The 23,685-nt window shown below is 70.4% G+C and carries 23 protein-coding genes and 1 pseudogene; 13 read left to right on the forward strand and 11 right to left on the reverse strand.

Going from position 1 to position 23,685, the window contains the following annotated elements; genetic code table 11:
* Positions 1 to 51: 51 nt before the first annotated feature.
* Entirely contained in the window at positions 52 to 1,758 is a 1,707-nt protein-coding gene (locus LRG10_RS08820) for a proline--tRNA ligase (RefSeq protein WP_238635170.1), read from the forward strand.
* The gene (locus LRG10_RS08825; protein WP_238635171.1) at positions 1,734 to 2,609 is read left to right on the forward strand and encodes an SDR family oxidoreductase; all 876 of its coding nucleotides are present in this window, start codon (positions 1,734 to 1,736) and stop codon (positions 2,607 to 2,609) included. The genes LRG10_RS08820 and LRG10_RS08825 overlap by 25 nt, the downstream gene beginning before the upstream one ends.
* A gap of 51 nt (positions 2,610 to 2,660) precedes the next feature.
* On the opposite strand, the gene yccX is transcribed toward LRG10_RS08825, so the two are convergent.
* Together yccX and LRG10_RS08835 are read right to left on the reverse strand one after the other, a co-directional pair.
* Complete coding sequence (gene yccX / locus LRG10_RS08830) at positions 2,661 to 2,939, reverse strand: acylphosphatase (protein ID WP_201168999.1); 279 nt, start codon at positions 2,937 to 2,939, stop codon at positions 2,661 to 2,663.
* Positions 2,936 to 4,264, reverse strand: a complete 1,329-nt coding sequence (locus LRG10_RS08835) for a virulence factor BrkB family protein (protein WP_238635172.1) — start codon at positions 4,262 to 4,264, stop codon at positions 2,936 to 2,938. The genes yccX and LRG10_RS08835 overlap by 4 nt, the downstream gene beginning before the upstream one ends.
* Before the next feature lie 61 nt (positions 4,265 to 4,325).
* Here LRG10_RS08835 and wrbA point away from each other — a divergent pair, with 61 nt between their 5' ends.
* Positions 4,326 to 4,928, forward strand: coding sequence for an NAD(P)H:quinone oxidoreductase (gene wrbA, locus LRG10_RS08840; RefSeq protein ID WP_238635173.1), 603 nt, complete (start codon positions 4,326 to 4,328; stop codon positions 4,926 to 4,928).
* Positions 4,925 to 5,302: a DUF2069 domain-containing protein gene (locus tag LRG10_RS08845; protein ID WP_201169008.1), complete on the forward strand. Its 378-nt coding sequence runs from the start codon at positions 4,925 to 4,927 to the stop codon at positions 5,300 to 5,302. Before wrbA ends, LRG10_RS08845 begins: the two co-directional genes overlap by 4 nt.
* Here LRG10_RS08845 and hda read toward each other — a convergent pair.
* A complete protein-coding gene (gene hda / locus LRG10_RS08850) occupies positions 5,229 to 5,954 on the reverse strand; it encodes a DnaA regulatory inactivator Hda (protein ID WP_238635174.1) in 726 nt (241 codons plus the stop codon). The genes LRG10_RS08845 and hda overlap by 74 nt on opposite strands.
* Before the next feature lie 173 nt (positions 5,955 to 6,127).
* Between hda and LRG10_RS08855 the strand changes: the two genes are divergently transcribed.
* On the forward strand, positions 6,128 to 6,850 hold the full coding sequence (locus LRG10_RS08855; RefSeq protein ID WP_238635175.1) for a YdiY family protein: 723 nt from the start codon (positions 6,128 to 6,130) through the stop codon (positions 6,848 to 6,850).
* A gap of 16 nt (positions 6,851 to 6,866) precedes the next feature.
* Here LRG10_RS08855 and LRG10_RS08860 read toward each other — a convergent pair whose 3' ends face one another.
* Positions 6,867 to 7,970, reverse strand: a complete 1,104-nt coding sequence (locus LRG10_RS08860) for a DUF2066 domain-containing protein (protein ID WP_238635176.1) — start codon at positions 7,968 to 7,970, stop codon at positions 6,867 to 6,869.
* 285 nt (positions 7,971 to 8,255) lie between these two features.
* Between LRG10_RS08860 and purM the strand changes: the two genes are divergently transcribed.
* From purM to LRG10_RS08875, 3 genes are all read left to right on the forward strand, one after another.
* Entirely contained in the window at positions 8,256 to 9,299 is a 1,044-nt protein-coding gene (gene purM / locus LRG10_RS08865; protein ID WP_238635177.1) for a phosphoribosylformylglycinamidine cyclo-ligase, read from the forward strand.
* Positions 9,296 to 9,964, forward strand: coding sequence for a phosphoribosylglycinamide formyltransferase (gene purN / locus LRG10_RS08870; RefSeq protein WP_238635178.1), 669 nt, complete (start codon positions 9,296 to 9,298; stop codon positions 9,962 to 9,964). Before purM ends, purN begins: the two co-directional genes overlap by 4 nt.
* 353 nt (positions 9,965 to 10,317) lie before the next feature.
* Positions 10,318 to 11,085, forward strand: a complete 768-nt coding sequence (locus tag LRG10_RS08875) for a DUF3108 domain-containing protein (protein ID WP_238635179.1) — start codon at positions 10,318 to 10,320, stop codon at positions 11,083 to 11,085.
* Positions 11,086 to 11,094: 9 nt separating this feature from the next.
* Here the strand turns inward: LRG10_RS08875 and dcd are convergent, their stop codons facing one another.
* The 5 genes from dcd to LRG10_RS08900 all read right to left on the reverse strand — a co-directional run bounded on the left by dcd (position 11,095) and on the right by LRG10_RS08900 (position 14,544).
* Entirely contained in the window at positions 11,095 to 11,664 is a 570-nt protein-coding gene (dcd, locus tag LRG10_RS08880; protein ID WP_238635180.1) for a dCTP deaminase, read from the reverse strand.
* 63 nt (positions 11,665 to 11,727) lie between these two features.
* Entirely contained in the window at positions 11,728 to 12,165 is a 438-nt protein-coding gene (locus tag LRG10_RS08885; RefSeq protein ID WP_238635181.1) for a TA system VapC family ribonuclease toxin, read from the reverse strand.
* Entirely contained in the window at positions 12,166 to 12,411 is a 246-nt protein-coding gene (locus LRG10_RS08890; RefSeq protein WP_238635182.1) for a CopG family transcriptional regulator, read from the reverse strand.
* 66 nt (positions 12,412 to 12,477) lie between these two features.
* Entirely contained in the window at positions 12,478 to 13,827 is a 1,350-nt protein-coding gene (gene mgtE / locus LRG10_RS08895; protein WP_201169021.1) for a magnesium transporter, read from the reverse strand.
* A gap of 51 nt (positions 13,828 to 13,878) precedes the next feature.
* Entirely contained in the window at positions 13,879 to 14,544 is a 666-nt protein-coding gene (locus tag LRG10_RS08900; protein WP_201169023.1) for a CBS domain-containing protein, read from the reverse strand.
* A 435-nt stretch (positions 14,545 to 14,979) separates the two neighbouring features.
* Here LRG10_RS08900 and LRG10_RS08905 point away from each other — a divergent pair, with 435 nt between their 5' ends.
* Positions 14,980 to 15,843, forward strand: coding sequence for an undecaprenyl-diphosphate phosphatase (locus tag LRG10_RS08905; RefSeq protein ID WP_238635183.1), 864 nt, complete (start codon positions 14,980 to 14,982; stop codon positions 15,841 to 15,843).
* A 45-nt stretch (positions 15,844 to 15,888) separates the two neighbouring features.
* Here LRG10_RS08905 and LRG10_RS08910 read toward each other — a convergent pair whose 3' ends face one another.
* Entirely contained in the window at positions 15,889 to 16,611 is a 723-nt protein-coding gene (locus tag LRG10_RS08910; RefSeq protein ID WP_238635184.1) for a hypothetical protein, read from the reverse strand.
* 24 nt (positions 16,612 to 16,635) lie between these two features.
* Between LRG10_RS08910 and metG the strand changes: the two genes are divergently transcribed.
* A complete protein-coding gene (gene metG / locus LRG10_RS08915; protein WP_338018478.1) occupies positions 16,636 to 18,717 on the forward strand; it encodes a methionine--tRNA ligase in 2,082 nt (693 codons plus the stop codon).
* 425 nt (positions 18,718 to 19,142) lie between these two features.
* Here metG and LRG10_RS08920 read toward each other — a convergent pair whose 3' ends face one another.
* Positions 19,143 to 20,414 (reverse strand): S1C family serine protease, encoded by a 1,272-nt coding sequence (locus LRG10_RS08920; RefSeq protein ID WP_238635186.1) that lies wholly within the window; start codon positions 20,412 to 20,414, stop codon positions 19,143 to 19,145.
* 111 nt (positions 20,415 to 20,525) lie between these two features.
* Here LRG10_RS08920 and rsxA point away from each other — a divergent pair.
* The 3 genes and pseudogenes from rsxA to rsxC form a co-directional block, all read left to right on the forward strand.
* Positions 20,526 to 21,095, forward strand: a pseudogene (gene rsxA, locus LRG10_RS08925) (electron transport complex subunit RsxA); the annotation flags it as partial.
* Between the two features lie 39 nt (positions 21,096 to 21,134).
* Positions 21,135 to 21,608, forward strand: a complete 474-nt coding sequence (locus tag LRG10_RS08930; RefSeq protein WP_238633794.1) for a bifunctional nuclease family protein — start codon at positions 21,135 to 21,137, stop codon at positions 21,606 to 21,608.
* A gap of 31 nt (positions 21,609 to 21,639) precedes the next feature.
* Positions 21,640 to 23,685 (forward strand): electron transport complex subunit RsxC, encoded by a 2,046-nt coding sequence (rsxC, locus tag LRG10_RS08935; protein WP_238635187.1) that lies wholly within the window; start codon positions 21,640 to 21,642, stop codon positions 23,683 to 23,685.

The raw sequence follows: 23,685 nt of genomic DNA on the forward strand, positions 1-23,685 counted from the left end.
TTCCGCGGCCCAGCCGTCGCCGAAGACCGGATCCAGACAGGGAGCGAATCGATGCGCGTCACCCGTTTTCCGCTATCCACCACCCGCGAGACCCCGGCCGACGCCGAGATCGTCAGCCACCAGCTGATGCTGCGCGCCGGCATGATCCGCCGCCTCTCCTCGGGGCTTTACACCTGGCTGCCCCTGGGGCTGCGCGTGCTGCAGAAGGTGGAGCGGATCGTGCGCGAGGAGATGAACCGCGCCGGGGCGCTGGAGGTGCTCATGCCCGCCGTGCAGCCGGCGGAGCTGTGGCAGGAGTCCGGGCGGTGGGAGAAGTACGGCCCGGAGCTGCTACGCATCAAGGACCGCCACGACCGCGACTGCTGCTTCGGCCCCACCCACGAGGAGGTGATCACCGACCTCTTCCGCCGGGAGATCCGCAGCTACCGCCAGCTGCCGGTGAACTACTACCAGATCCAGACCAAGTTCCGCGACGAGATCCGCCCGCGCTTCGGCGTCATGCGCGCCCGTGAGTTCCTGATGAAGGACGCCTACTCCTTCCACCTCGATGAGGACGACCTGCGCGCCGAGTACCAGCGCATGCACGAGGCGTACTGCCGGATCTTCCAGCGCACCGGACTGGCCTTCCGGCCGGTGGAGGCCGACACCGGGGCGATCGGCGGCAGTGTCTCCCACGAGTTCATGGTCCTCGCCGACTCCGGCGAGGACGCCATCGCCGTGTGCGAGCCCAGCGGCTACGCCGCCAACGTCGAGCTGGCCCCGGCACTGCCGCCGCAGGAGCCGCGCCCGGCGCCCGGCGCGAACATGGAGGAGGTGGCCACGCCGGAGCAGCGGACCATCGCCGAGGTAGCCGACTACCTCGGCCTGCCCGAGTCGCGCAACCTCAAGACCCTGGTGGTCGAGGGCGCCGAGGGCGGACTGGTGGCGCTGCTGCTGCGCGGCGACCACGAGCTCAACGCGCTCAAGGCCGAGAAGCACCCGGCGGTCAAGGCGCCGCTGACCTTCGCCGAGGCCGAGCGCGTCGAGCGCGAGCTGGGCTGCCCGTTCGGATCGCTGGGGCCGGTGGGGCTGACGGGGATCCCCTTGATCGCCGACCACGCCGCCGCCGCGATGGCCGATTTTGCCTGCGGCGCCAACCGCGAGGGTTATCATCTGACCGGCGTCAACTGGGGCCGCGACCTGCCCGAGCCGGAGACCGCCGACCTGCGCGAGGTCGAAGCGGGCGACCCGAGCCCCGACGGCGAGGGTACTCTGACCCTGCGCCGCGGTATCGAGGTGGGGCACATCTTCCAGCTCGGCACCACTTACAGCGCGGCCATGGGCGCCAGCGTACTCGATGAGCAGGGCCAAGAGCGCACGGTGACCATGGGCTGCTACGGCATCGGTGTCTCGCGGGTGGTGGCCGCGGCCATCGAGCAGAACCACGACGATCAGGGCATCTGCTGGCCGGCGCCCATCGCTCCGTTCCAGGTCGCCCTGGTGGCCATCAAGGCCGAGGATCCGGCGGTGGCCGAGGCCGCCGAGGCGCTCTACGGTGAGCTGACCGCCAGCGGCATCGATGTCCTCTTCGACGACCGCGACGCCCGCCCCGGGGTGAAGTTCGCCGACATGGAGCTGATCGGCATCCCCCACCGGGTGGTGGTCAGCCCCCGGGCGATCCAGGACAGCAGCGTGGAATACAAGGGTCGCCAGGACGACAACCCCACCAGCGTCCCCCGCACGGAGATCGTGACATGGCTGAAGAACCGTCTGACCTAGGCCCCCGCGGCCGCGTCCTCATCGCCGGCTGCGGCCGCATCGGCCAGGCCCTGGGCAGCCGCCTGGCCGCCGGCGGGGCCGAGGTCTTCGGCCTGCGCCGCCAGCCCGAGGGCCTGCCCGAGGGGATCACCCCGATCGCCGCCGACCTCGAGGACCCGGCGACCCTGGCCGAGGCGGTGCCCACCGGGCTCGATACCGTCTACTACATCGTCACCCCAGGGAGCTACGACGACGACGGCTACCGCCGCGCCTTCGTCGACGGCCTGCAGAACCTCGCCGGCGTGCTGCGTCGCCACCCGGCCGCGCCGCGGCGGCTGGTCTTCGTCTCCAGCACCGCCGTCTACGGCCAGCAGGCCGACGAGTGGATCGACGAGGACAGCCCCACCGAGCCCGGGCGCTTCTCCGGGCAGCGCCTGCTCGAGGCCGAGGCCATCGCCCTCGCCGGCCCGTGGACCGGGGTGGCCGCCCGCTACGGCGGCATCTACGGCAGCGGCCGCGACTTCCTCATCCGCAAGGTCGAGGCCGGCGAGCCGTGCCAGGAGGGGCAGTACACCAACCGCATCCACAGCGAGGACGTGGTCGGCAGCCTCGCCCACCTCGGCCGCGACGATGTCCCCGGCGGGGTCTACCTCGGGGTGGATGACGCCCCCTCGACCCAGTGCGAGGTGATGGACGGCATCGCCGAGCTGCTCGGCGTACCGCAACCCCCGCGCGGCGAACCGGGCAGCGGCGGCATGCGCGGGGTGGGCAGCAAGCGCGGCTCGAACCGCAAGCTCAAGGCCAGCGGCTACCGCTTCCGCTACCCGACGTTCCGGGAGGGGTATGCCGCACTGATCGGCGGCGGGGCGTAGCGCGCCGGCGCACGCGGCCGGTGTGCGGCAGCCACAGCCGCCAATGGCCCGTCAGCGGACGGTGAAATCCGCCGGGGCCGGGTCGTCGGCCGGCTCGCAGTGGACCGCGGTGACGCTGGCCGCCGGCGGCCCCTGATGCAGCCACTCGCGCAGCTGCGCGACCGCCTCCGGCGGCCCGCAGGCGAGCACCTCCACGCGTCCGTCGCGCAGGTTGCGGGCGTAGCCGGTCACGCCCAGGCGCACCGCCTGCTCCTGGGTGGCGGCCCGGAAGCAGACCCCCTGCACCCGGCCGCTGATGGTACAGCGTGTCTTCTCGTCGGTCGTCGTCATGCTACCTCCGCACGCGCCGCCGGGCGCCCTGCGTCGGCCGCCTCCTCGGCGGTGGGCTCAAGCAGGGCGCTCAGCGGCAGATCAAAGCTCTGCTCCCAACGTTCCTCCACCCGGCGCAGCCGCTCGGCCAGCCGGCGATCCCACGCCACGCCCGACTCCAAGCCCGCCGCCGGGGGCAGCGGGTAGGCGAGCATGCGGTGGAGTTCGGCCAGCTTGAAGGTCGAAGGATCCCGCGCCAGGAGCCAGGCGCCGTCGGCGCTGCGCTCGATGACGTGGTGCCGGCGCAGGGCCTCGAGGGCCTCGGCCAGGCCGGGCTCGCCGGCCTCCGGCTCCTGCTCGAGCAGCTCGGCGAAGGTGACCCCCTCGCCCCGGCGCTGCGCCTGATAGAGGTGCCCCAGGATATGCACCGCCAGCACCAGTGCCCACCGGTCGCGGGCCAGGTGGCCGCCGGTGCGCCAGCGGTAGCCACGCAGGGCCTGGGTGACCTCCGCACCGATGAGGATCACCAGCCAGGAGATGTACAGCCAGACCAGGAAGATGGGCAGCGCCGCCAAGGCCCCGTAGATGACCTCGTAGGTCGGCGCGCGGGCGATGAACGCCGCGAAGCCGCCCTTGGCCAACTCGAACAGCCCCGAGGCCACCACGCCCCCGATCACGGCGTGGTGCACCGGCACGCTGCGGTGCGGCACCAGACTGTAGAGCAGCGTAAAGACAACGGCCTGCACCACGAACGGCGCCAGGTTGAGCAGCTGGGCGATGAGATCCGACGGCGGCTCCAGCGGGCCGAGGCTCACCGTGCCCATGTACGAGGTGGAGGCCACGCTCACGCCAAGCAGCAGCGGGCCCATGGTCAGCACCGTCCAGTAGACCATGAACCGCTGAAGGGTCGGCCGCGGCCGCTCCACCCGCCAGATCTCGTTGAGCACCCGCTCGATGGTGTTGAGCAGCAACAGTGCGGTCACCGTCAGACCGGCGATGCCCACTGCCGTGAGCTCGGCGGCGCGTCCCATGAAGTTCTCCAGGTGCTCGTCGATGGCGTCGCTCGCCGCCGGCACCAGGTAATCGACCATGGCTTCGCGCAGGCGGTCGGTGACCCCCTCAAAGACCGGGAAGGCCGCCAGCACCGAGAAGCCGATGGTCATCAACGGCACGATGGCCAGCAGGGTGACGTAGGCGAGCATGCCGGCGCTCTTGGCGCACTGATCGGCCTGGATGCGCTGGACTAGGTACTCGCTGAACCCCCACGCCTGGCTGACCAGCGGGTGGGCGGGCAACGCCCGGAGCCTGTCGGCGGCGGCGCGGAGGCGGCCGCGCAGTTCCGTCATGGTGGAGCCTCTCCGTGCAGGCGTTAGAATGCCGGGTACCGCAACCAACGGAGATACCGCCGTGGCCAGGATCCTGGTGCTCTACTATAGCCGAAGCGGCGCCACCGCCGATATGGCCCGCCACGTGGCCCGGGGCGTGGAGGCCGTCAACGGCGCCTGCGCCGTGGTGCGCACAGTCCCGCCAGTCTCGCCGGACTGGGAGAGCGTAGCCCCGGCGGTCCCCGACGAGGGGGCGCCCTACGCCATCGTCGAGGAACTGGAGCACTGCCACGGGCTGATCCTGGGCAGTCCCACGCGCTTCGGCAACATGGCCGCCCCGCTGAAGTACTTCCTGGACACCACCAGCGGCGCCTGGCTCTCCGGGACGCTGGCCGGCAAGCCCGGGGCGGTTTTCACCTCCACCGGCAGCCTCCACGGCGGGCAGGAGTCCACCCTGTTGAGCATGATGCTGCCGCTGCTCCACCACGGCATGTACCTGGTCGGCCTGCCGTACACCGAGCCGACCCTGGCCAAGACCACCAGCGGCGGCACGCCCTACGGCCCCAGCCACACCGCCGGGACGGCGGGTAACCGGCCGATCACCGACGAGGAGCGCAAGCTGTGCAACGCCCTCGGCCGCCGCGTGGCGCGGTTGGCCGTCCAGCTCTACGGACCCGAGGCATGATGTCGGCCAAGGCCCTGCACCGGATCGCCATCACCGCCTTCATCGGCCTGGTCGTGCTGATGACCAGCTGGCTGCTGTGGCTGCATCCGCCCGCGGATGCGCTGATGCCCATCGCCCTGATCACGCTGCTCGGCCCGCTGGCGCTCACCGCCCGCGGGGTCCTCTACGGCCGCCGCTACACCGTGGCCTGGAGCGCGATCTTCGTGTTGATCTACTTCATCCACGGCGTTACCTACGCCGCGGTGCCCGGCCCGGAGCGCTGGCTCGGCGTCCTCGAGATCGCCCTGGCGGTGGTCTACTTCACCGCCGCCCTGATGTATCTGCGTCAAGCCGGGAGCGCTCGGCAAGGATCTCGCGGACAAACGGCACCGTAAGCCGACGCCCGGCGGCCAGCGAGGCCCGATCCAGGGTCTCGAAGAAGGCCAGCAGCCCGGGCAACTCCCGCGGCAGGCGGCGGATCAGGTAGCGCGCGGTGGCGTCCGGCAGCTCCAGCCCGCGCTGTGCCGCGCGCTGGCGGAGGATGGCCAGGCAGGTGGCCTCATCCGGCTCGCGCACCGCGACCACCGGTCCCCAGCCCAGGCGCGAGCGCAGATCCGGCAGCTCCAGCGGCAGCTCCGCCGGCGGCCGTTGCCCGGCGAAGAGCAGCCGCCCGCCGCGCTCCACCACCCGGTTGTAGAGATGGAAGACCGCACCCTGCCACTCGTCGCGCCCGTGCAGCGCATCGAGATCGTCGAGGGCGATCAGCTGCGCCTGCTCCCAGCCGTCGAGCACCGCCGCGCCGTGGCCGAGCAGCTGATCCAGCGGCAGGTAGACCGCCACCCCGCCGGCGCTGGTCACGCGGCGGCAGGCCCCCTGGAGCAGGTGGCTCTTACCGACCCCGTGGGGGCCGTGCAGGTAGAGCGCCGGCGCCTCGAGCACGCCGTCGGCCAGGTCCGTGACCAGGCGCAGGGCCGTATCGTTCTCGCCGGGCACGAAGCGGTCGAGCTCGGCGGCGGCGTTCCAGCGGATGTTCAGTGGCAGTTGCACCGATCCCCCCGGTGGGCATTGCGGGTGGGCTCATTCCAGGGCGCCGTCGCCGCCCTGTCAAGCGCCGCCTTGTCCAGCGGCGCAGGCCTGTTAATCTCCCGCGCACGGAACCCGGCCCGCGGTCGCCGCGGGCCGCCGACCCGACACCCACACGGATCGAGGAGCCGCTCACCATGCGCAGACGTTCCATCCACCTGGCCGCGGCCGTGGCACTGGCCACCGCCGGCGGCAGCGCAGCCGCCGATGGCCGCGAGGCCTCGGCCAGCCTCGGTATCGCCATCAACCAGGGCAACACCGAGTCCGAGCGCTACAACCTCAACGCCGACTACCTGGAGCGCACCAACGCCCACCGCTTCACCGCCAACCTGGAGCTCAACCGCGGCAAGGACGGCGACGGCGATGAGGACGTCAACAACTCCCGCATCGGCGCCGGCTACGACTGGTTCTTCCACGGCCCCTGGTACGCCAACTCCAATCTCTCCTGGCGCCAGGACCGCAAGGCCGACCTGCGCCAGCGCTACGTCGCCGGTATCGGTGCCGGCTACCAGTTCTTCGACGACGACCGCATCCGCCTCTCCGCCGAGGCCGGCCCCACCTACATCAGCGAGGAGAAGCTGGACTCCGGCGATCGCAACCGCGAGGCCGCCGCGCGCTGGGCGCTGGACTACCGGCAGTACTTCATGGAGGGGGCCCTGCGCTTTTTCCACCGCCACGAGCTGATCAGCGAGCTGAGCGACTCCGACGAGTGGTTCGTCACCTCGCGCACCGGGCTGCGCATGCCGCTGATGGAGAACCTCAGCGCCAGCCTGCAGCTCAATTACGACTACGACAACAACACCGAGGCCGACTCCCGCTACGACGCCACCACCCTGGTCAACCTGACCTACGACTGGTGAGCCGCGCACGCAGCGGCTACGGCTGCCAGCGGTAGCTGCGGGTCAGCTGCCCGCCGCCGGGGCCGACCTCGGCGGCGGGCAGGGCCTCCGGCCAGAGCATCTCGGCGTCGTCCAGATCCTCGGCCACCCGCTCGGGGCTGCGCGCCAGGAGCAGACGCAGGGTCACCCGATCGCCGGCAATGCGCTGCACATCCACCTGCTCGACGCCGGTGACCTCCTCCAGATAGCGCACCGCACCGAGGTAATCCTCCACGGCGTCGATGCCGGTCAGGGCGATCTCCAGCTGCTGGCCGTCGTGCTCACCGGGGACCACGGCGAAGCGGCGGGTCAGGGCGCCACCGACCTCATCGAGCCCCTCCGTCACCACGCGCTCCAGCTCACCCGGGCCGGTGTGATGCTGCAGGGCGTCCTCGCCGGTGAGCACCGTCCAGCGCGCCCGCCAGGCGCCGGTACCCGCCTTGCGCAGGCCCACCGCCACCACCGCGGCGCTGCCGTAGCGCTGCGAGGCCTCGCGCAGCGACTCGTCGAATCCGCCCCAGATGTCCACGAAGCCCACGGCCTGCCGATCGCGCAGATCCAGTGTCGGGTACATCAGCGGCAGGGCGCGCTGCTCGGCCCCGTCGTGGAGCGTTTCGAGCACCTCGCCCTCGGTCCCCGCCGCGGCGAAGCCGAGCAGATCACGCCGACCGTCGATCTCCGTGGCCACCCAGAGCAGGATCGGCGCCCGGTGCTCACCCCAGACGGCCACGTCGCGCTCGCCCAGGTGGCGGCGCAAAACCCCGCCCTCGTAGCGCAGCTCCACGGCCAGCTCATCGTCCAGGCGCAGGTAGCGGTAGCTCTCCAGATAGCGCTCCGCGTCGTCGAGGAGCTCCCCCGCCGGGTGGTCCTCCAAGCCGTGGTAGACCCCCACCATGCGCCCGATGACCCGTTCCAGGCCGGCCTCGACGGCCGCCTCGCGCTCGGCGTCCTGACGGCTGTCCACACGGACCTCGGCGGTGTAGAGATCACTCGCCGCCGCCGTACCCACCCCGAGCAGGGCGCAGGCGGCCAGGACCACGACCGGCAGGGCGCGGCGACGGGGGTGAAGACGGTCGGGGGCGGAGGGTGCGGCCGTGCTCATGGGCGGGCTGTCGGTCATCCGTAGGGGTCAGGGTTCAGGGTGGATCACTGAGGGTGCAGAGCGCACGCCTGTTGTCCAACATACCACGAGCCACGGGGCCCCATGGAGCCGCGATCCACGTCGCCGGGGCCCGACAGGCTGCACCGACGCCGTGGCATCAGCGGCGCCCTGCAACCCCGGCCGCCCGCGTTCAGCCGGGCGCTTGGCGCCGCCGGGGGCCGGGCGTCATACTACGCGGCATTGGCTTTCGAGCCCTGCCCACCGGTACACCCCAGGAGAACCGCCTTGGAAGAGCAACGCCCGCTGACCTATCGCGACGCCGGGGTCGATATCGACGCCGGCAACGACCTTGTCAGCCGTATCCGCCCGGCCGTCGAGTCCACCCGCCGCCCAGAGGTGCTCGGCGGCATCGGCGGCTTCGGCGGCCTCGTCGAGCTGCCCGACGGCTACCGCCGCCCGGTGCTGGTCGCCGGCACCGACGGGGTCGGCACCAAGCTGCGCCTGGCCATCGAGACCGGCCGCCACCAGGGGGTGGGCACGGATCTGGTGGCCATGTGCGTCAACGACGTGGTGGTCCAGGGCGCGGAACCGCTGTTCTTCCTCGACTACTACGCCACCAGCCACCTCGACGTGGATACCGCCGCCGCCGTGGTGCAGGGCATCGCCGCTGGCTGCCGCGACGCCGGCGCCGCGCTGCTCGGCGGCGAGACCGCCGAGATGCCCGGCATGTACGCCGACAGCGACTACGACCTGGCCGGCTTCTGCGTCGGCGTGGTCGAGCGCGAGCGGCTAATCGAGGGCACCACCGTCACCCCCGGCGACGTGCTCATCGCCCTGCCCGCCTCCGGTCCGCACTCCAACGGCTACTCGCTGATCCGCAAGATCCTTGAGCGCCACCCCGGGGCGCTGGACGAGTCGCTGGAGGGCGAGCCGCTGGCCGATCACCTGATGCGGCCGACGCGCATCTATGTCACCCCGGCGCTGCGGCTGGCCGAGTCGGTGCCGGTCAAGGCCTTCTGCCACGTCACCGGCGGCGGCCTGCCGGAGAACTTGCCCCGGGTCCTGCCCGAGCACTGCGCGGCGGCGCTGGAGCGCTGGCCGTGGCCGGCGGTCTTCGACTGGCTGGCACGCGCCGGCAACGTCGAGCGCGGTGAGATGCTGCGCACCTTCAACTGCGGCGTCGGCTTCGTGGCCTGCGTCGACGCCGCCGACGCCGAGCGTGCCCTGGCCGTGCTCGAGGATCAGGGCGAGTCCGCCTGGCGGCTGGGCGAGGTGGTCGCCGCCGACGACGGCGCGCCGCGGCTGACCATCGATGGAGCCGCACCGTGAGCCAGGGCCCGCGGATCGCCGTCCTGCTCTCGGGCAGCGGCAGCAACCTGCAGGCCCTGCTCGACCAGCACGCCGCCGGGCAGCTGCCCGGAACCTTCGCCTGCGTACTCAGCAACCGGGCCGACGCCTACGGGCTGCAGCGGGCCGAGGCCGCCGGCGTGCCCACGGCGGTGGTCGACCATCGCCTCTACGCCGACCGGGAGGCCTTCGACGGCGCCCTGGTTGAGCAGTTGGAGGCGGTGGGCGTGGATCTGGTGGTGCTCGCCGGTTTCATGCGCATCCTCACGCCGGTCTTCGTCCAGCGTTTCGAGGGGCGGCTGCTGAACATCCATCCGTCGTTGCTGCCGGATTTCCGCGGTCTGCACACCCATGAGCGGGCCCTGGAGGCGGGGGTCGAGGAGCACGGCTGCACGGTGCATTTCGTCACGCCGGAGCTCGACGCCGGCCCGGCCATCGTGCAGGGGGTGGTGCCGGTCCATGCCGGGGATTCGCCCGAGGCGCTGGCGCAGCGGGTGCAGGTGCAGGAGCACCGGGTCTATCCGCTGGCGGTGCGCTGGTTGGCGCAGGGGCGGCTGGCGCTGACGGAGGCCGGGGTCGAGCTGGACGGGCGGGTGCTTTCGGGGCCGGTGCGCGTCCGGGCGGAGGATGCGGTCGATTCACTCTAGGGGGGCGAGCACTGTCCGGGTGGGCCCCCTGGGTCGAGCGCAGGACGCGCCCCTACGGGGTCCCCTGTGCTGCTCACCCCGGCGGGGCCGCTCGCTTAACTCGCGGCGCTGACGCGCCGCTCGGACAAAACCTCGCTGATCCGCGCGAACCACGACTGGTTCGCGCGGATCCCCCGCCGGGGCTGCGCTGCTCGGCGCGCCCTGAAGGCTCGACCCAGGGGGCCCACCCGGACGGTGCCTAGCCGCCCTCAAAGAGATCGACTAGCGGGGAGGCCGCGCAGGCACCGCGAACCTCCCGCCCTCCCGGCTGCCCAAGGTGGCAGAAGGACCGCACCCGCCCGGAAGGAGAGATGATGAGCCACCGAACACACCCTGCGCCCAAGCACCGCTCGCTGTCCGTCTGGCTCGCCGCCGGTCTTTTGGTTGCGGCAGCCTCTCTGGCCGCCCCCGCCGCGCTGGCCGAGGCGGAGCGCATCCCCGAGTTCCGGGCGGAGTATGAGGTGAAGTACGGGCGTCTGACCCTGGGCACCAGTCGGCTGGAGCTGGAGTATCTGGGCGATGACCGTTACCGCTACGAGATGTTCGTCCGTCCCCGCGGGCTCGCCCGGGCGGTGCTGGGCACGGACCTGACCGATATCAGCGAAGGGCGTGTCCTGGAGGACGGCACCCTGCGGCCGGAGCGCTTCATCCATAAGCGCGAGGGCCGCGACGAGCGCCACGAGGAGATCACCTTCGACCACGACGCCGGGCAAGTGACCTTCGAAGACGGCGAGCGCATCGACCTAGAGGAAGGCGCGGTGGACCGGCTGCTGCCGCAGCTTCTGATCATGCGCGATCTCTCGGCCACCTTCGACCGGGTGCTGACCTACCGGATCGCCGACGACGGGGAGATCTCGGACTACAGCTTCGAGCGCAAGGGCCGCGAGCGCGTCTCGGTCGCCGCCGGTTCCTACCGGGCCGAGCGCATCCAGCGCGTGCGCGACGGCGACAGTTCCCGTGAGTCCAACGCGTGGGTCTACCGGCGCATGCACAACCTGCCGGTGAAGATTGAGCACGCCGACAGCGGACGCACCTTCGTCATGGAGCTGACCGACGTCAGCGGACCAATCCGCGACAACTGACACCGGCGGTCAGGAGCGCGGCAGCGTGACCCCGTCCTGGCCCATGTACTTGCCGCCCCGATCGGCGTAGGAGATGTCGCACGGCTCGTCAGACTCAAAGAAGAGCATCTGCGCCACGCCCTCATTGGCGTGGATCTTCGCCGGCAGCGGGGTGGTGTTGGAGAACTCCAGCGTCACCCGCCCCTCCCACTCCGGCTCCAGGGGCGTAACGTTGACGATGATCCCGCAGCGGGCATAGGTCGACTTGCCCAGGCAGATGGTCAGCACGTTCCGCGGGATGCGGAAGTACTCCAGCGTGTAGGCCAGCGCGAAGGAGTTCGGCGGGATGATGCAGACGTCGCCGTGGACGTCCACGAAGCTCGCGGCATCGAAGTCCTTCGGGTCCACCACCGCGGAGTTGATGTCGGTAAAGATCTTGAAGTCCTTGCCGCAGCGGACGTCGTAGCCGTAGCTCGAAGTCCCGTAGGAGATGACGCGCTTTCCCTCTGGCTTATCGCGCACCTGACCCGGCTCGAACGGCTCGATCATGCCGTACTCCTGCGCCATGTGCCGGATCCACCGGTCCGATTTGATCGTCATACACGCTCCCGAAAATCATCCAAACCGCAGGCCGACCGCCAACTGACACCGCCTAGCAGCCCCCTAGTGATGAGGGATGATGACCAAATGCTCCGGCCCCGCGGCCGGGACAACTTCCCGCCCAATACGCCGGTCGAAAGTGACCAGCGCTCCGCTGTGAACCACCGCGAGACTCAACAAATAGGCGTCCGTAATTTGCCGATGGCCAGACAGCCGCCCCCAGTCCACCCGTCCGGATTCAAGCAGACTGGTATCGGCCGCCCAGAACTCATGGGAAGGATCGCGGGTCGCCTCCGAGAGGCGCTCAGCAACTTCAGACGAGGGAAGCGCGCCGGGGTATCGGGGCTGCGACATGACGCGAATACAACCATTTTCAGTCAGCGGACAGGATGCCCAGCCCCGATCCAAGTGCGCTTCAAGCCAGTCTGTCGCTAACCGGTTGAACTCATGTCCCCCATCAAGCAACGCAATCAGGACATTGACGTCTAAAAGCGCCCTCACCTACTCCCCTTCTTCGTCTCGTAAGGCTTCGACATCCGCATTGGTCACAGGCCGAGAACGCGCCGGGAAGGGGCGAAACCCCCCGACGCGAACACCTGCCACTGGCCGACGCTCCGGGTTCCGGTCCCGCTCCAGCGCCTGCCGGATAGCCTCCGAGACCACCTGATCCGTGGAGCAGTTCCGGCGCCGCGCCAACTCCTTCGCGGCCTCCAGGATATCCGGGTCAATATCCAGCGTTGTCCGCATGCAGGCATCTCCTCGAAGCCTTGATCGACGTTAGCCTAGCTCAGTAATCCCCCCCTCACAAACCGCCTAGAGCATATGCCCGAGCATCGCCGTGGCGATGGTGAAGTAGATCAGGATGCCGGCGATGTCGGCGATGGAGGTGATCAGCGGCGCGCTGGCCGTGGCCGGGTCCAGGTTCAGCCGGGCCAGGCCGAAGGGCAGCAGCATGCCGATCATGCTGCCCATGAAGACCACCGCGACCATGGCGAAGGCGACCACCCAGGCGATGTCCAGGCCGCCGCGGTAGAGCCCCAGCGCCCAGACCGCCAGGCCCACGGTCAGACCCAGGGCGATGGCCACGCCGGCCTCCTTGCCCCAGAGCCGTAACCAGTCCCGTGCCTTGACATCCCCGGTGGCGAGCGCGCGCACCATCAACGTGGCCGACTGGGTGCCGGCGTTGCCCCCGGTGTCGACGACCAGCGGCAGGAAGGTGACCAGGACGATGACCGCCTCGATGGTCTCCTCGAAGGAGGCGATGATCTCGCCGCCGAACATGTTGATGAACACCAGCAGCACCAGCCAGCCGACCCGCCGCTGGTAGAGCAGCTTCATGCTGGCGTCGCGCATACTGAAGTTGAGCACGCCGACACCACCGACCTTCTGGAAGTCCTCGGTGGCCTCGGCCTCGGCCACGTCCATGACGTCGTCCGGGGTCACGGTGCCGAGCAGCACCCCCTCGGTATCGACCACGGGCAGCGCCGTCAGGTCGTAGCGCTGCACCGTCTCCACCGCCTTCTCGCGATCCTCGAACGCCGAGACACTGATGAAGTGATAGTCCATCAGCTCTTCGACCTTCGTCTCCGGCGAGGCGACGATGAAACGGCGGATGGTCAGCGCGTCGAGCAGGCGTCCGTCACGGTCGGTGACGTAGATCACGTTCACCGTCTCGGCCTTCTCGCGCTGGCCGCGGATATGCTGCAGGCTGCGCTCCACGGTCCAGTCGGCACGTACGGCGATGTAGTCCGGCGTCATCAGCCGGCCCACACTCTCCGCCGGATAGCCGAGCAGCTCGCGGGCCTCGCGCTGCGCCCCCGGGGGCAGCAGCTCAAGCAGCCGCTGGGTGGCTTCGGCGGGCAGCTCCTGGAACAGCGCGGTGCGATCGTCCGGTGTGAGCGCGGCGACGATCTCCCGCGTCTCGTGGTCGGTCATATCCTGGAGCAGCGCGTCCTGATTGTCCCCGGAGAGGTACGAGAAGACCTCCGAGGCCCGCGGCCGCGGCAGCAGCTTGAACAGGAAGATACGCTGCGACTTCTCCAGGCTGAGGATCAGTTCGGCGATGTCCTGATCCGGCAGCTCCTCGATGCGAGCGCGAACGTCTTTCCAGCGCCTCCCATCGAGGAGCTGTCGGATCTCGTCGAGCAGCTCTTCGTAGGCCATGCTTGGCTCCTTGTCGTGCGTCTTCTTGGTTGGGCTTACCTCGGGGCGGCGTCAGCCGCCCTGCCCGCGCGCGCCGCCACGGCGGAACCGGCCACCCAGGCCGAGGCGCGGCAGCCAGCCCCGGCGTTCCGGAGCGCTCGCCTGGACGGCCGCTCGCCGGAGCACCCCGGTCAGCCGCCCGTAGCGATCGACCACCGGCAGTTCGTCGGTCCCGGCGCGGTCCATGGTGCGCACTGCGTGCGGGGCGTCGTCCAGCTCCTCGAGCGAGGGGCGCGATGCGGCCAGGCGGCCCACTGGGGTGTCGCCGGCGTCCTGCAGGACGCCGCGGGCCACCACCCCACGGTAACGCCCATCCCCCTGGACAACGTACGCCTCGCGGCCACCGTGGGCGTCGAGCATGCGCGCGGCGGCCGCGGCAGGCACGGCGTCGTTGACGGGGACGAAGTCGTCGCTCTGGCAGGCCCCGACGCAGGCGCTCGGCAGCGTCAGCAGATGGCGCAGGGCCTGGCGACGCTCCTCGGGGAGGCGGCGCTCCAGATCGCGGTAGACATCGCGCGGCAGGTGGCGGGCGACCCGGGCGAAGGCGTGCAGCGGGGTGTGCTGCGCCTCGCGGGCGGCCTCGCGGATGGGCTGCTGCGCCAGGCGGCGGGCGCGGGCGATGGCCTCATCGGTGGCGTGGCGGGTGTCCGTGGCGGCGGTGCGCGGCTTGTCGAACATGGCGACTCCTCCCTGTTGGCGTGCAGCGGCACGCAGCGGCGCATGCAGCCGCGCCGCGTGGATTCGTATCAGGGGGAGGCCCTGCCTGTTGCGAGGCCCCCGGCCCTGCCTGTTGCGGAGCGCCGTCGCGGCGGGCTCCGGGCAGGGCCGGGTCGGATCAGACCCGGGCCGAGCGGCCCGCCGCGTGGCGGTCGTGCCGCAGCGCGCCGAACACGGGGTCCGGGGCCACGGCGCTGGTACTCGGTACTTGGCTATCCATTCGTTCCGTTCGGGCGGCCCCGGGGGCCATCCACACACTCGGTCGGCTGAGATCGGTCCTTAAAATAGCGGCAGGCGGCGCTTGCGTCAATTTTTGCGGCGCATCACGGTTGACCCGCCCGCCCCCCTCGCGTATGAAAGCCGGCTTCGGATCGACACAGATGAGGAGCACGCCGGATGGCCCTTTGGATCGCCGTGCTGCTGGGGGTCGTGCAGGGGATCTTCATGTTCCTGCCGGTCAGTTCCACGGCCCACATGGTGTTGCTCGAGCACTGGCTGATCGGCCGGGACCACCCGATGCCGGCACCAGAGAGCGCCGAGATGATCCTGTTCAACCTGGTGGTCCACGTCGGGACGCTGGTCTCCATCGTGGTGGTCTTCGCCCCGAGCCTGCTGCGCTTCACGCGCTACAGCCTGCGCGACGCCTACGGCTGGGCCCGGGCCGGACGCTTCCAGGGGCCGCCGCTCTACGCCCGGCTGTTCCTGCTGGGGATGCTCTCGGTGCTGTTCACCGGCGTGGTGGGGCTGACGTTGAAGGCCGTCTTCGAACAGGTCTTCGCCAACCCGTGGATGATCGGCTTCACGCTGATCCTCACCGGCGCCCTGCTTTTCTGGACCGACAAGCTCCCGCCCCGGCGCCGCGGGCTGCGCCAGACGGGGGTGGGGACGGCGACGATCATCGGCATCGCCCAGGGCTTCGCGCTCATGCCCGGGCTCTCGCGCAGCGCGCTGACCATCGTCTTCGGCCTGTTCGCCGGTCTCAAGCGGCGCTGGGCGGCGGAGTACAGCTTCTTCCTGGCCATCCCGACCATCTGCGCGGCCACCCTGCTCCAGGCCATCGAGGTCTACCGGCTCGGCGGCCTGGAGAGCGTGAGCGTCGCCGCGCTGGCCACTGGCTTCGTGGTCGCCGCGGTGGTGGGCATCGTGTCGCTGAAGCTGGTGATCTACTTCCTCTACCGGGCCCAGCTGAAGGTCTTCTCCTTCTACGTCTGGGCCCTGGCCGCGGCCATCCTCTTCGGCTGGATCGACCTGCCCATGTAGGGCCTCACCCGGCTGGCGGGCGCCGATAGCCGCCAGCCGGTGGGGTCAGAAGCGGATGGCGTCGAAGGAGACCCCCAGGTAGAACTCGTCGTCCTCGCCGGAGGACATCTCCCGGCCGTAGGCCAGATCGACCTGGACCAGGTCGTCGAGCAGGCTGCGCCGGACCCCGAAGGCGCCCCGGGCGTCGTTGTCGCTTTCGGTATCACCGCTGACCTGCAGGATCACGTCCCAGCGCTCGGTGAAACGCCAGTCCAGGCCCAGGCCCCAGATGCCGTCGGTGTCATCGGCCGTGCGATCGTGGTTGACGCCCAGGTTGGCGTGAACCGTGGTGCGCTGGCCCCAGTCCACGGTCAGCGGCACCAGCAGGAAGTGCTCGCGGCGCTGGTCGTTGCTGATGTCGTAGTCGGCCCCGGCGGCCAGGCCCAGCCCATAGCCGTCGCGGTGGCGGTCGCGCCAGAGCCACAGCCCCTCGACATCGAGAAAGGCACGGGCGTAATCGTCTTCAACACCCTCGGTGCCCAGGCCCACGGTGATCTGCCAATTGCCGGTACCGCGGGTGGTCAGGGCGCCGAAGGTGCCCACCCGGTCCGCCCCGCTGCGATCAACCTCCTGGTGCCAGAGCTCCACGGTGCCGCTGCGCCGGTCGATCAGCTCGGCCTCGATGATGTCGTAGGCGTCGCCGGGCAGCGGCCCGCTGAGCGCCGCGCCACTGGCCAGGGCGCCGCCGAGGCCGGCGGCCGCCGCCATCCACCCACCGTAACGTTGCATACTGCCTCCTGTTCATGTTGCGGGATCTGGCATAATGCGCGGTTTCCCGCACAGCAAACCGAATCCGGAGATATGGCACGCCGCATACTCGTCACCAGCGCCCTGCCCTACGCCAACGGCCCGATCCACCTGGGCCACCTGGTGGAGTACATCCAGACCGACATCTGGGCTCGCTTTCAGCGGCTGCGCGGCAACGAATGCTACTACGTCTGCGCCGATGACGCCCACGGCACGCCGATCATGCTGAAGGCACGGGAGCGCGGCGTCGAGCCGGAGCAGCTGATCGAGGAAATGGCCGCCAGCCACCAGGCCGATTTCGCCGATTTCCTCATCGGCTTCGACCGCTACCACTCCACCCACTCGGAGGAGAATCGCCACTTCGCCGAGCTGATCTACCAACGCCTGGAGGCCGGCGGCCACATCGAGCGCCACACCATCGAGCAGCTCTACGACCCGGGCGAGGGGATGTTCCTCCCCGATCGCTACATCAAGGGCACCTGCCCGCGCTGCGGCGCCGCCGAACAGTACGGCGACTCCTGCGAGGCGTGCGGGGCCACCTACACCCCCGCAGAGCTCCAGGATCCGGTCTCGGTGATCTCCGGCGAACGCCCGGAAATCCGCCAGAGCGAGCACCTGTTCTTCCGCCTGCAGGACTTCGAGGCCATGCTGCGCCAGTGGGCCAGCACCGAGCACCTGCAGCCGGAGATCATCAACAAGCTCAACGAGTGGTTCGAGGCCGGGCTGCGCGATTGGGACATCTCCCGCGACGCGCCGTACTTTGGCTTCCGCATCCCGGGCACCGAGGACAAGTACTTCTACGTCTGGCTCGATGCGCCCATCGGGTACATGGCCAGCTTCCGCCGTCTGGCCGAGGAGCGCGGCATCGACTTCGACGCCTTCTGGGATGCCGAGCGCGCCGACGAGACCGAGCTCTACCACTTCATCGGCAAGGACATCGCCTACTTCCACACCCTATTCTGGCCGGCGATGCTCCACGGCGCCGGCTACCGCACCCCGACGGCCGTCTACTGCCACGGCTTTCTGACCGTCAACGGGCAGAAGATGTCCAAGTCGCGGGGGACGTTCATCACCGCGCGCACCTACCTCGAGCACCTGGACCCGGAGTACCTGCGCTACTACACGGCGGCCAAGCTCTCGGATTCGGTGGAGGACATCGACCTCTCCTTCGACGACTTCGTCCAGCGCGTCAACTCCGATGTGGTGGGCAAGCTGGTGAACATCGCCAGCCGCTGTGCCGGGTTCATCACCAAGCGCTTCGACGGCCGCCTGGCGCCGCGGCTCAGCGCCCCGGAGCTGTTCCGCACCTTTACCGCCAGCGCCGAGCGCATCGCCGAGCTCTACGAGCAGCGCGAGTACGCCCGCGCGGTGCGCGAGATCATGCACCTGGCCGACCAGGCGAACCAGTACATCGACGCCGAGAAGCCGTGGGAGCGGATCAAGGACCCCGAACAGGCGCAGGCGGTGCAGGAGATCTGCACCATGGGGCTGAACCTCTTCCGCATCTTGGTCCTGTACATCAAGCCGATCATGCCGCGGCTGGCCGAGGACGCCGAGGCGTTCCTGAACATCGAGCCGCTGAGCTGGGCGGACGTGCAGGCCCCGCTGCTCGATCACGGCATCAACAAGTTCAAGCCGCTGAAGACGCGGATCGACCCGCAACAAGTGGAGGCCGTCGTGGACGCATCCAAGGAGACCCTGGCATCAACCGAGGCGCAGAGCGAGGCGCCGAAGGGCCTTCTGGCCGAGGACCCCATCGATGAGCAGATCACCATCGAGGACTTCGCCAAGCTGGATCTGCGCGTGGCGGAGGTGAAGGTGGCCGAGACGGTGGAGGGCGCCGACAAGCTGCTGCGCCTGGAGCTGGATCTCGGCGGCGAGACGCGTCAGGTCTTTGCCGGGGTGCGTCAGGCGTACAGCCCGGAGCAGTTGCTGGGCAAGCGGGTGGTCTGTGTGGCCAATCTCAAGCCGCGCAAGATGCGCTTCGGAACGTCGGAGGGCATGGTCCTCTGCGCCGGGCCGGGCGGTGAGGATCTCTGGGTGGTCGGTCCGCAGGACGGTGCGGAGCCGGGGATGCGGGTGAAGTAACCCGTTCTGGCTGCGATCCGGCGGGGTTTCGGGTGTGCGTTGGTTGGGTGAGGGGTGCCGGGTGCCGCTGAGTGCGCGCTGCCTGACGGCGGCGTCCCCTGCGCTGCTCGCCCGGGCCGCGGAGACCGCGTGGGCGGTTGTGGCGGTGGGGACCCGGTGGCCTTTTGAGCGTGCCGAGCAGCGCAGCCCGGAAGGGGGTTCAGCGCGAACCTCTCCTGGTTCGCGCTGAACAGCGAGGTCTTGTCCGAGCGGCGCGCTAGCGCCGCGAGTTGAGCGAGCGGCCCCGCCCGGGCGAGCAGCACAGGGGACCCCGCCGCCAGGCGGGGCACGCTCATCGGCACCGGGTCCCCACCGCCGCAACCGCCCACGCGGACCCCGTACAAGCCCAGGCCGGCCCCGTACAACCGCCCACGCGGGGCCCCGGACTACCGCCGCCGCTGCTGCTCCCGCGGCACCTCCCGGAGCTCCACCTCAAACTCCCGCTCGGCACCATCACGCAGCACCGTCAGCGTCACCGAATCCCCTGCCCGACGGGCGAAGACCAGCCGCTGCAGCTCCCGCGGCTCCGAGACCGCCTCACCGTTGACGTGCGTGATGACATCACCATCCGCCGGCATGGCGCGCCCCTGGACGCTCACCTCGAACGAAGCCCCCTGCAGGCCCGCCTCCTCGGCCGGACTGCCGGACTCCACATCGACCACCATCACCCCGCGCTCGGGGAGGTTCAGCCGCTCGCGGATCCCCTCGGGATACCCCTCCAGGCCGGCGACCATCACCCCCAGACGGGCCCGGGAGGTCAGATCCGTGAGGCCGCCCTCCTCCATCTCGCCCAGGCTCTCCTGGAGCAGATTGCTCGGCACGGCAAAGCCCACGCCCACCGAACCGCCACGGCCGGTCAGCCCGCCGCCGCCGGGGACGATGGCCGTGTTCACGCCGATCACCTCGCCGGCGGAGTTGAGCAGCGGCCCGCCGGAGTTGCCCGGGTTGATCGCGGCGTCCGTCTGAATCATGGGGATCTCGATCTGCCCGATCCCCGGCAGGTCCCGGCCGACGCCTGAGACGATCCCCGTGGTTACCGTGGAGCTCAGCCCGAAGGGATTGCCGATGGCAATGGTCTTCTGCCCGACCAGCGCCTGATCGGAATCGGCCAGGGTCAGCGGCTCGGCGTCCTCCGGGACGGCCCCCGGATCCTCGGGCTTGAGCAGGGCCAGGTCGTAGAGGGCGTTGGCGCCGACCACCCGGGCCGGTACGGCGTCGTGCTCAGCAAAGCTGAGCTTCACCGATGCGCCCTCGCGCAGCTCCACGCCCTCCTCCTCCAGGGCGTTGCGGATGACGTGGTAGTTGGTGACGATATGGCCGTCGCTATCGATCAGGAAGCCACTGCCCGCCCCCTGGCGCCGGGGCGCCTCGCCGCGCGGACGATCGCGCTCGAAGAACTCTCGGAACTGCGGCGGGATCATCCCCTCCGGAATACGCTCGAAGGGATCCACGCGCTCACCCCGGACCTCCACCTCGATGGCCACCACCGAAGGCCCGTAGCGCTGGAAGATCTCCACCGTATTGCGCTCGTCCGGCTGGAGGTGCTCCAGATCGTCGGCCAGCGCCGGCGTGCTCACCAGAGCGATCAGGGCCATTGCCAGCACGGCCCCCAGAACCAGCGGCGTACGTCGATGCTGCATTCCGTGTGCTACCGTCATAAGGCTTTCCACCTGTGGGTTGTTCATCAAGTAGTGGACAATAAGGTTGGGGTGTTAAGTTCACCCTGTTCGTAACGGATCAAGCCACCGATTTCCAACACGGGGATGGCGATGGATCTCCTGTTATTGGCCGTGGCGGCCGTGCTGGTCAACAACTTCGTGCTCACCCAGTTCCTCGGGCTGTGCCCGTTTCTGGGCGTCTCGCGCAAGGTGGAGACCGCCGCGGGCATGGCGGCGGCCACCGCCTTCGTGCTGACCCTCGCCTCGGTGCTGAGCTACCTGGCCTTCACGTACATCCTGGTGCCGCTCGATGCCGAGTACCTGCGCACGCCGACCTTCATCCTGATCATCGCCATCGCCGTGCAGCTGACCGAGATGGCCGTGCGCTTCACCAGCCCCATGCTGCAGCAGGTGCTCGGCCTTTACCTGCCGCTGATCACCACCAACTGCGCGGTGCTCGGCGTCGCCCTGCTCAACCTGCGCGGTGACCACGACCTCATCGCCTCGGCGGTCTACGGCGCCGCGGCGGCGGCCGGCTTCGGGCTGGTGCTGGTGATCTTCGCCGCCCTGCGTGAGCGCCTGGAAAGCGCCGAAGTGCCGCGCGCCTTCCGCGGCGCGCCGATCGCCCTGGTCAGCGCCGGCATCCTCTCCATGGGCTTCATGGGCTTCGCCGGCCTGGCCCAGGCCGAGGAGCGCGAACTGGCTGTCGAACCCGAGGACATGGTGGCCGTCGAGGTCACCACCCTGGCCCTGGAGGAGGGCGGCGCGCCGGCGCCGGTGGTCCTGCTCGGCGAGCCGGACAGCGAGCGGGTGGTGCCGATCTTCATCGGCCCGGCCGAGGCGCAGGCCATCCACGACGCCCTGCACGGCGTCGAGCCGCCGCGGCCGATGACCCACGATCTGTTCGGCAGCGTGCTGCGCGCCACCGGCTACAGCCTCGAGGCGGTCTACATCGACGCCATCGTCAACGGCGCCTACGTCGCCGCCCTGGCCCTCAAGCCGGAGGACGGCGATGCGGTGCGCTACATCGACAGCCGCTCCAGCGACGCCATCGCCCTGGCGCTGCGCGCCGAGGCCACCATCTACGCCGCCCCCGAGGTCCTCGAGGCGGCCGAGGAGCGGGAACAGCCCCGCCCCCAGGACGAATCCCTGCGCATGACCCGACTGAACCTGCTGCCGGGTCCGACGACGTGAGGCCACCACCGATCATGTTACCCTGTATCGTATGTTCAGCGCGGTCCTGACCCTCACAGCCATCGCCGGTCTCTGCGGTGTCGGTCTCGGCGCCGCCGGGCGCCGCCTGGCCGCGCAGCGCGACCCGGTGGTCGGGCACATCGACGAGCTGCTGCCGCAGACCCAGTGCGGCCAGTGCGGTTATCCGGGCTGCCGGCCCTACGCCGAGGCCGTGGCCGCCGGCGAGGCCGCCACCAACCTGTGCACGCCCGGCGGCAACGCCACGGCAAGGGCCATCGCCGATCTCCTGCAGGTCGACCCCGAGCCGGTGGCCGAGGACAACACCGGGCCGGCGGTGGCCTTCATCGACGAGAGCCAGTGCATCGGCTGCACCCGCTGCCTGCCGGCCTGCCCGGTAGACGCCATCGTCGGCGCCCAGCGCCAGGTGCACACCGTCCTCGCCGACGAATGCACCGGCTGCCGGCTGTGCGTCGAGGCCTGCCCCATGGACTGCATCACCATGCAGCCGGTGGAACCGCCACTGAACGCCCGCATCCGGCCGCTGCCGACGCCGCAGTCGACCACCGCCCGGCCCGAGCAGCGCCCCGGCCCGCTGCGCCACCAAGAGGTGCAGCCACGGCGCCGGGGCGTCGCCGTGGCGGGCGCCAAGGACCGCTCGCGCAACGGCCCACTGGGCAGCCTGGCGCTGCCGGCCCAGCTGGTGCTGCCGCTGCTCGATCACACCGGCGCCGAGGTGCCGGCCACCGTGGCCGTGGGTGAGCACGTCCGCCGTGGCACGCGGATCACCGAGGGGCACAGCGGCGTGCCGCTGCACGCGCCCACTTCCGGCGTGGTCAGCGCCATCGAGCGCCGGCCCATCGTCCACCCGGCCGGTGGTACCGCGCCGTGCCTGATCCTTGAGGCCGACGGCGCCGACTGCCGCGAGACGGCCATGGCGACCATCGAGGACCCGCTGCAGGCGGAGCCGGAGGTCCTGCTGCGACGCATCGCCGATGCCGGCGTGCGCGGCATGGGCGGGGCAGCCTTCCCCTCGGCACTGAAACTCGCCGACGCCGCGCGCAGCGGCGTCGATACCCTGGTGGTCAACGGGGTCGAGTGCGACACCTACCTCACCTGCGATGAGACGCTGCTGCGCATGCGCGCCGAGGCGATCATCGACGGCGCCCGCATCGCCGCCCGGGCCTGCGGCGCCGAGCGCATCCTCGTCGCGGTGAAGAACTCGGCTCCGGAAGCCGCCGCGGCGGCCGAGGCGGCCATCGAAACCGCCGGGGCGGACATCCAGGTGGTGCGCGTCGGCGGCGACTACCCGGCCGGCAACGAGCGCCACATCGTCTACCCCGCCACCGGACGCACCGTGCCCCCCGGCGCCCGGCCGCCGGCGGTGGGGGTGGTCTGCCAGAACGTCTCCACCCTCGACGCCATCCACCGCGCCGTCCACCAGGGCGAGCCGTCGGTGGAGCGGCTGGTGACCGTCACCGGCGGCGGCATCGCCGAGCCGGGCAATTACTGGGTCCGGGTGGGCACGCCGCTGGCCGCCCTGATCGGCCGGGCCGGCACACCCGGCTGCCGGACCATCGTCGGCGGCGGCATCATGGGCACCCCGGTCACCGACCGGCAGGTGCCGCTGACCCACGGCATGAACGGCGTCGTGGTCGAGTCCGCCGACGAGGCGCCGCTGTTCGAGCAGCCGTGCATCAGCTGTGGACGCTGCGCCGAGGTCTGCCCCGAAGGCCTGCAACCGTTCGAGATGGCCCGACGCATCCGCGCCGGTGTCGGCGTCGGCGAGGCCGCCGAGCACATCGACATCGACCCCATGCGCTGCACCGGCTGCTCGAGCTGCGAGTTGGTCTGCCCCAGCTCCATCCCCCTGGCGGCGATCACCGGGCACGCCCGGGACGTTGCCCGCTCCCGCATGCGCGAGCGGGAGCAGGCCGAACGGGCCCGGCAGCGCCACGAGGCCCGACAGGCCCGCGAGGCACGCCGCCAGCGCGAGAAGGAAGAGGCGCGCCGGCGCAAGCGTGAAGCCATGGCCGCCAAGGCCGAACAGAACCGCTCGGGCGAGACCACGGAGGGTTGA

Origin of the sequence: Halorhodospira sp. 9628 (genome assembly GCF_022228075.1) — a bacterium.
Taxonomy (GTDB): domain Bacteria; phylum Pseudomonadota; class Gammaproteobacteria; order Nitrococcales; family Halorhodospiraceae; genus Halorhodospira; species Halorhodospira halophila_A.

Coding starts and splice junctions, on each gene's coding strand:
- LRG10_RS08820 (WP_238635170.1), top strand. CDS start 52: ATGCGCGTCACCCGTTTTCCGCTATCCACCACCCGCGAGACCCCGGCC.
- LRG10_RS08825 (WP_238635171.1), top strand. CDS start 1,734: ATGGCTGAAGAACCGTCTGACCTAGGCCCCCGCGGCCGCGTCCTCATC.
- yccX (WP_201168999.1), bottom strand. CDS start 2,939: ATGACGACGACCGACGAGAAGACACGCTGTACCATCAGCGGCCGGGTG.
- LRG10_RS08835 (WP_238635172.1), bottom strand. CDS start 4,264: ATGACGGAACTGCGCGGCCGCCTCCGCGCCGCCGCCGACAGGCTCCGG.
- LRG10_RS08845 (WP_201169008.1), top strand. CDS start 4,925: ATGATGTCGGCCAAGGCCCTGCACCGGATCGCCATCACCGCCTTCATC.
- LRG10_RS08855 (WP_238635175.1), top strand. CDS start 6,128: ATGCGCAGACGTTCCATCCACCTGGCCGCGGCCGTGGCACTGGCCACC.
- LRG10_RS08860 (WP_238635176.1), bottom strand. CDS start 7,970: ATGAGCACGGCCGCACCCTCCGCCCCCGACCGTCTTCACCCCCGTCGC.
- LRG10_RS08875 (WP_238635179.1), top strand. CDS start 10,318: ATGAGCCACCGAACACACCCTGCGCCCAAGCACCGCTCGCTGTCCGTC.
- dcd (WP_238635180.1), bottom strand. CDS start 11,664: ATGACGATCAAATCGGACCGGTGGATCCGGCACATGGCGCAGGAGTAC.
- LRG10_RS08890 (WP_238635182.1), bottom strand. CDS start 12,411: ATGCGGACAACGCTGGATATTGACCCGGATATCCTGGAGGCCGCGAAG.
- mgtE (WP_201169021.1), bottom strand. CDS start 13,827: ATGGCCTACGAAGAGCTGCTCGACGAGATCCGACAGCTCCTCGATGGG.
- LRG10_RS08900 (WP_201169023.1), bottom strand. CDS start 14,544: ATGTTCGACAAGCCGCGCACCGCCGCCACGGACACCCGCCACGCCACC.
- LRG10_RS08905 (WP_238635183.1), top strand. CDS start 14,980: ATGGCCCTTTGGATCGCCGTGCTGCTGGGGGTCGTGCAGGGGATCTTC.
- LRG10_RS08910 (WP_238635184.1), bottom strand. CDS start 16,611: ATGCAACGTTACGGTGGGTGGATGGCGGCGGCCGCCGGCCTCGGCGGC.
- LRG10_RS08920 (WP_238635186.1), bottom strand. CDS start 20,414: ATGACGGTAGCACACGGAATGCAGCATCGACGTACGCCGCTGGTTCTG.
- LRG10_RS08930 (WP_238633794.1), top strand. CDS start 21,135: ATGGTGGCCGTCGAGGTCACCACCCTGGCCCTGGAGGAGGGCGGCGCG.
- rsxC (WP_238635187.1), top strand. CDS start 21,640: ATGTTCAGCGCGGTCCTGACCCTCACAGCCATCGCCGGTCTCTGCGGT.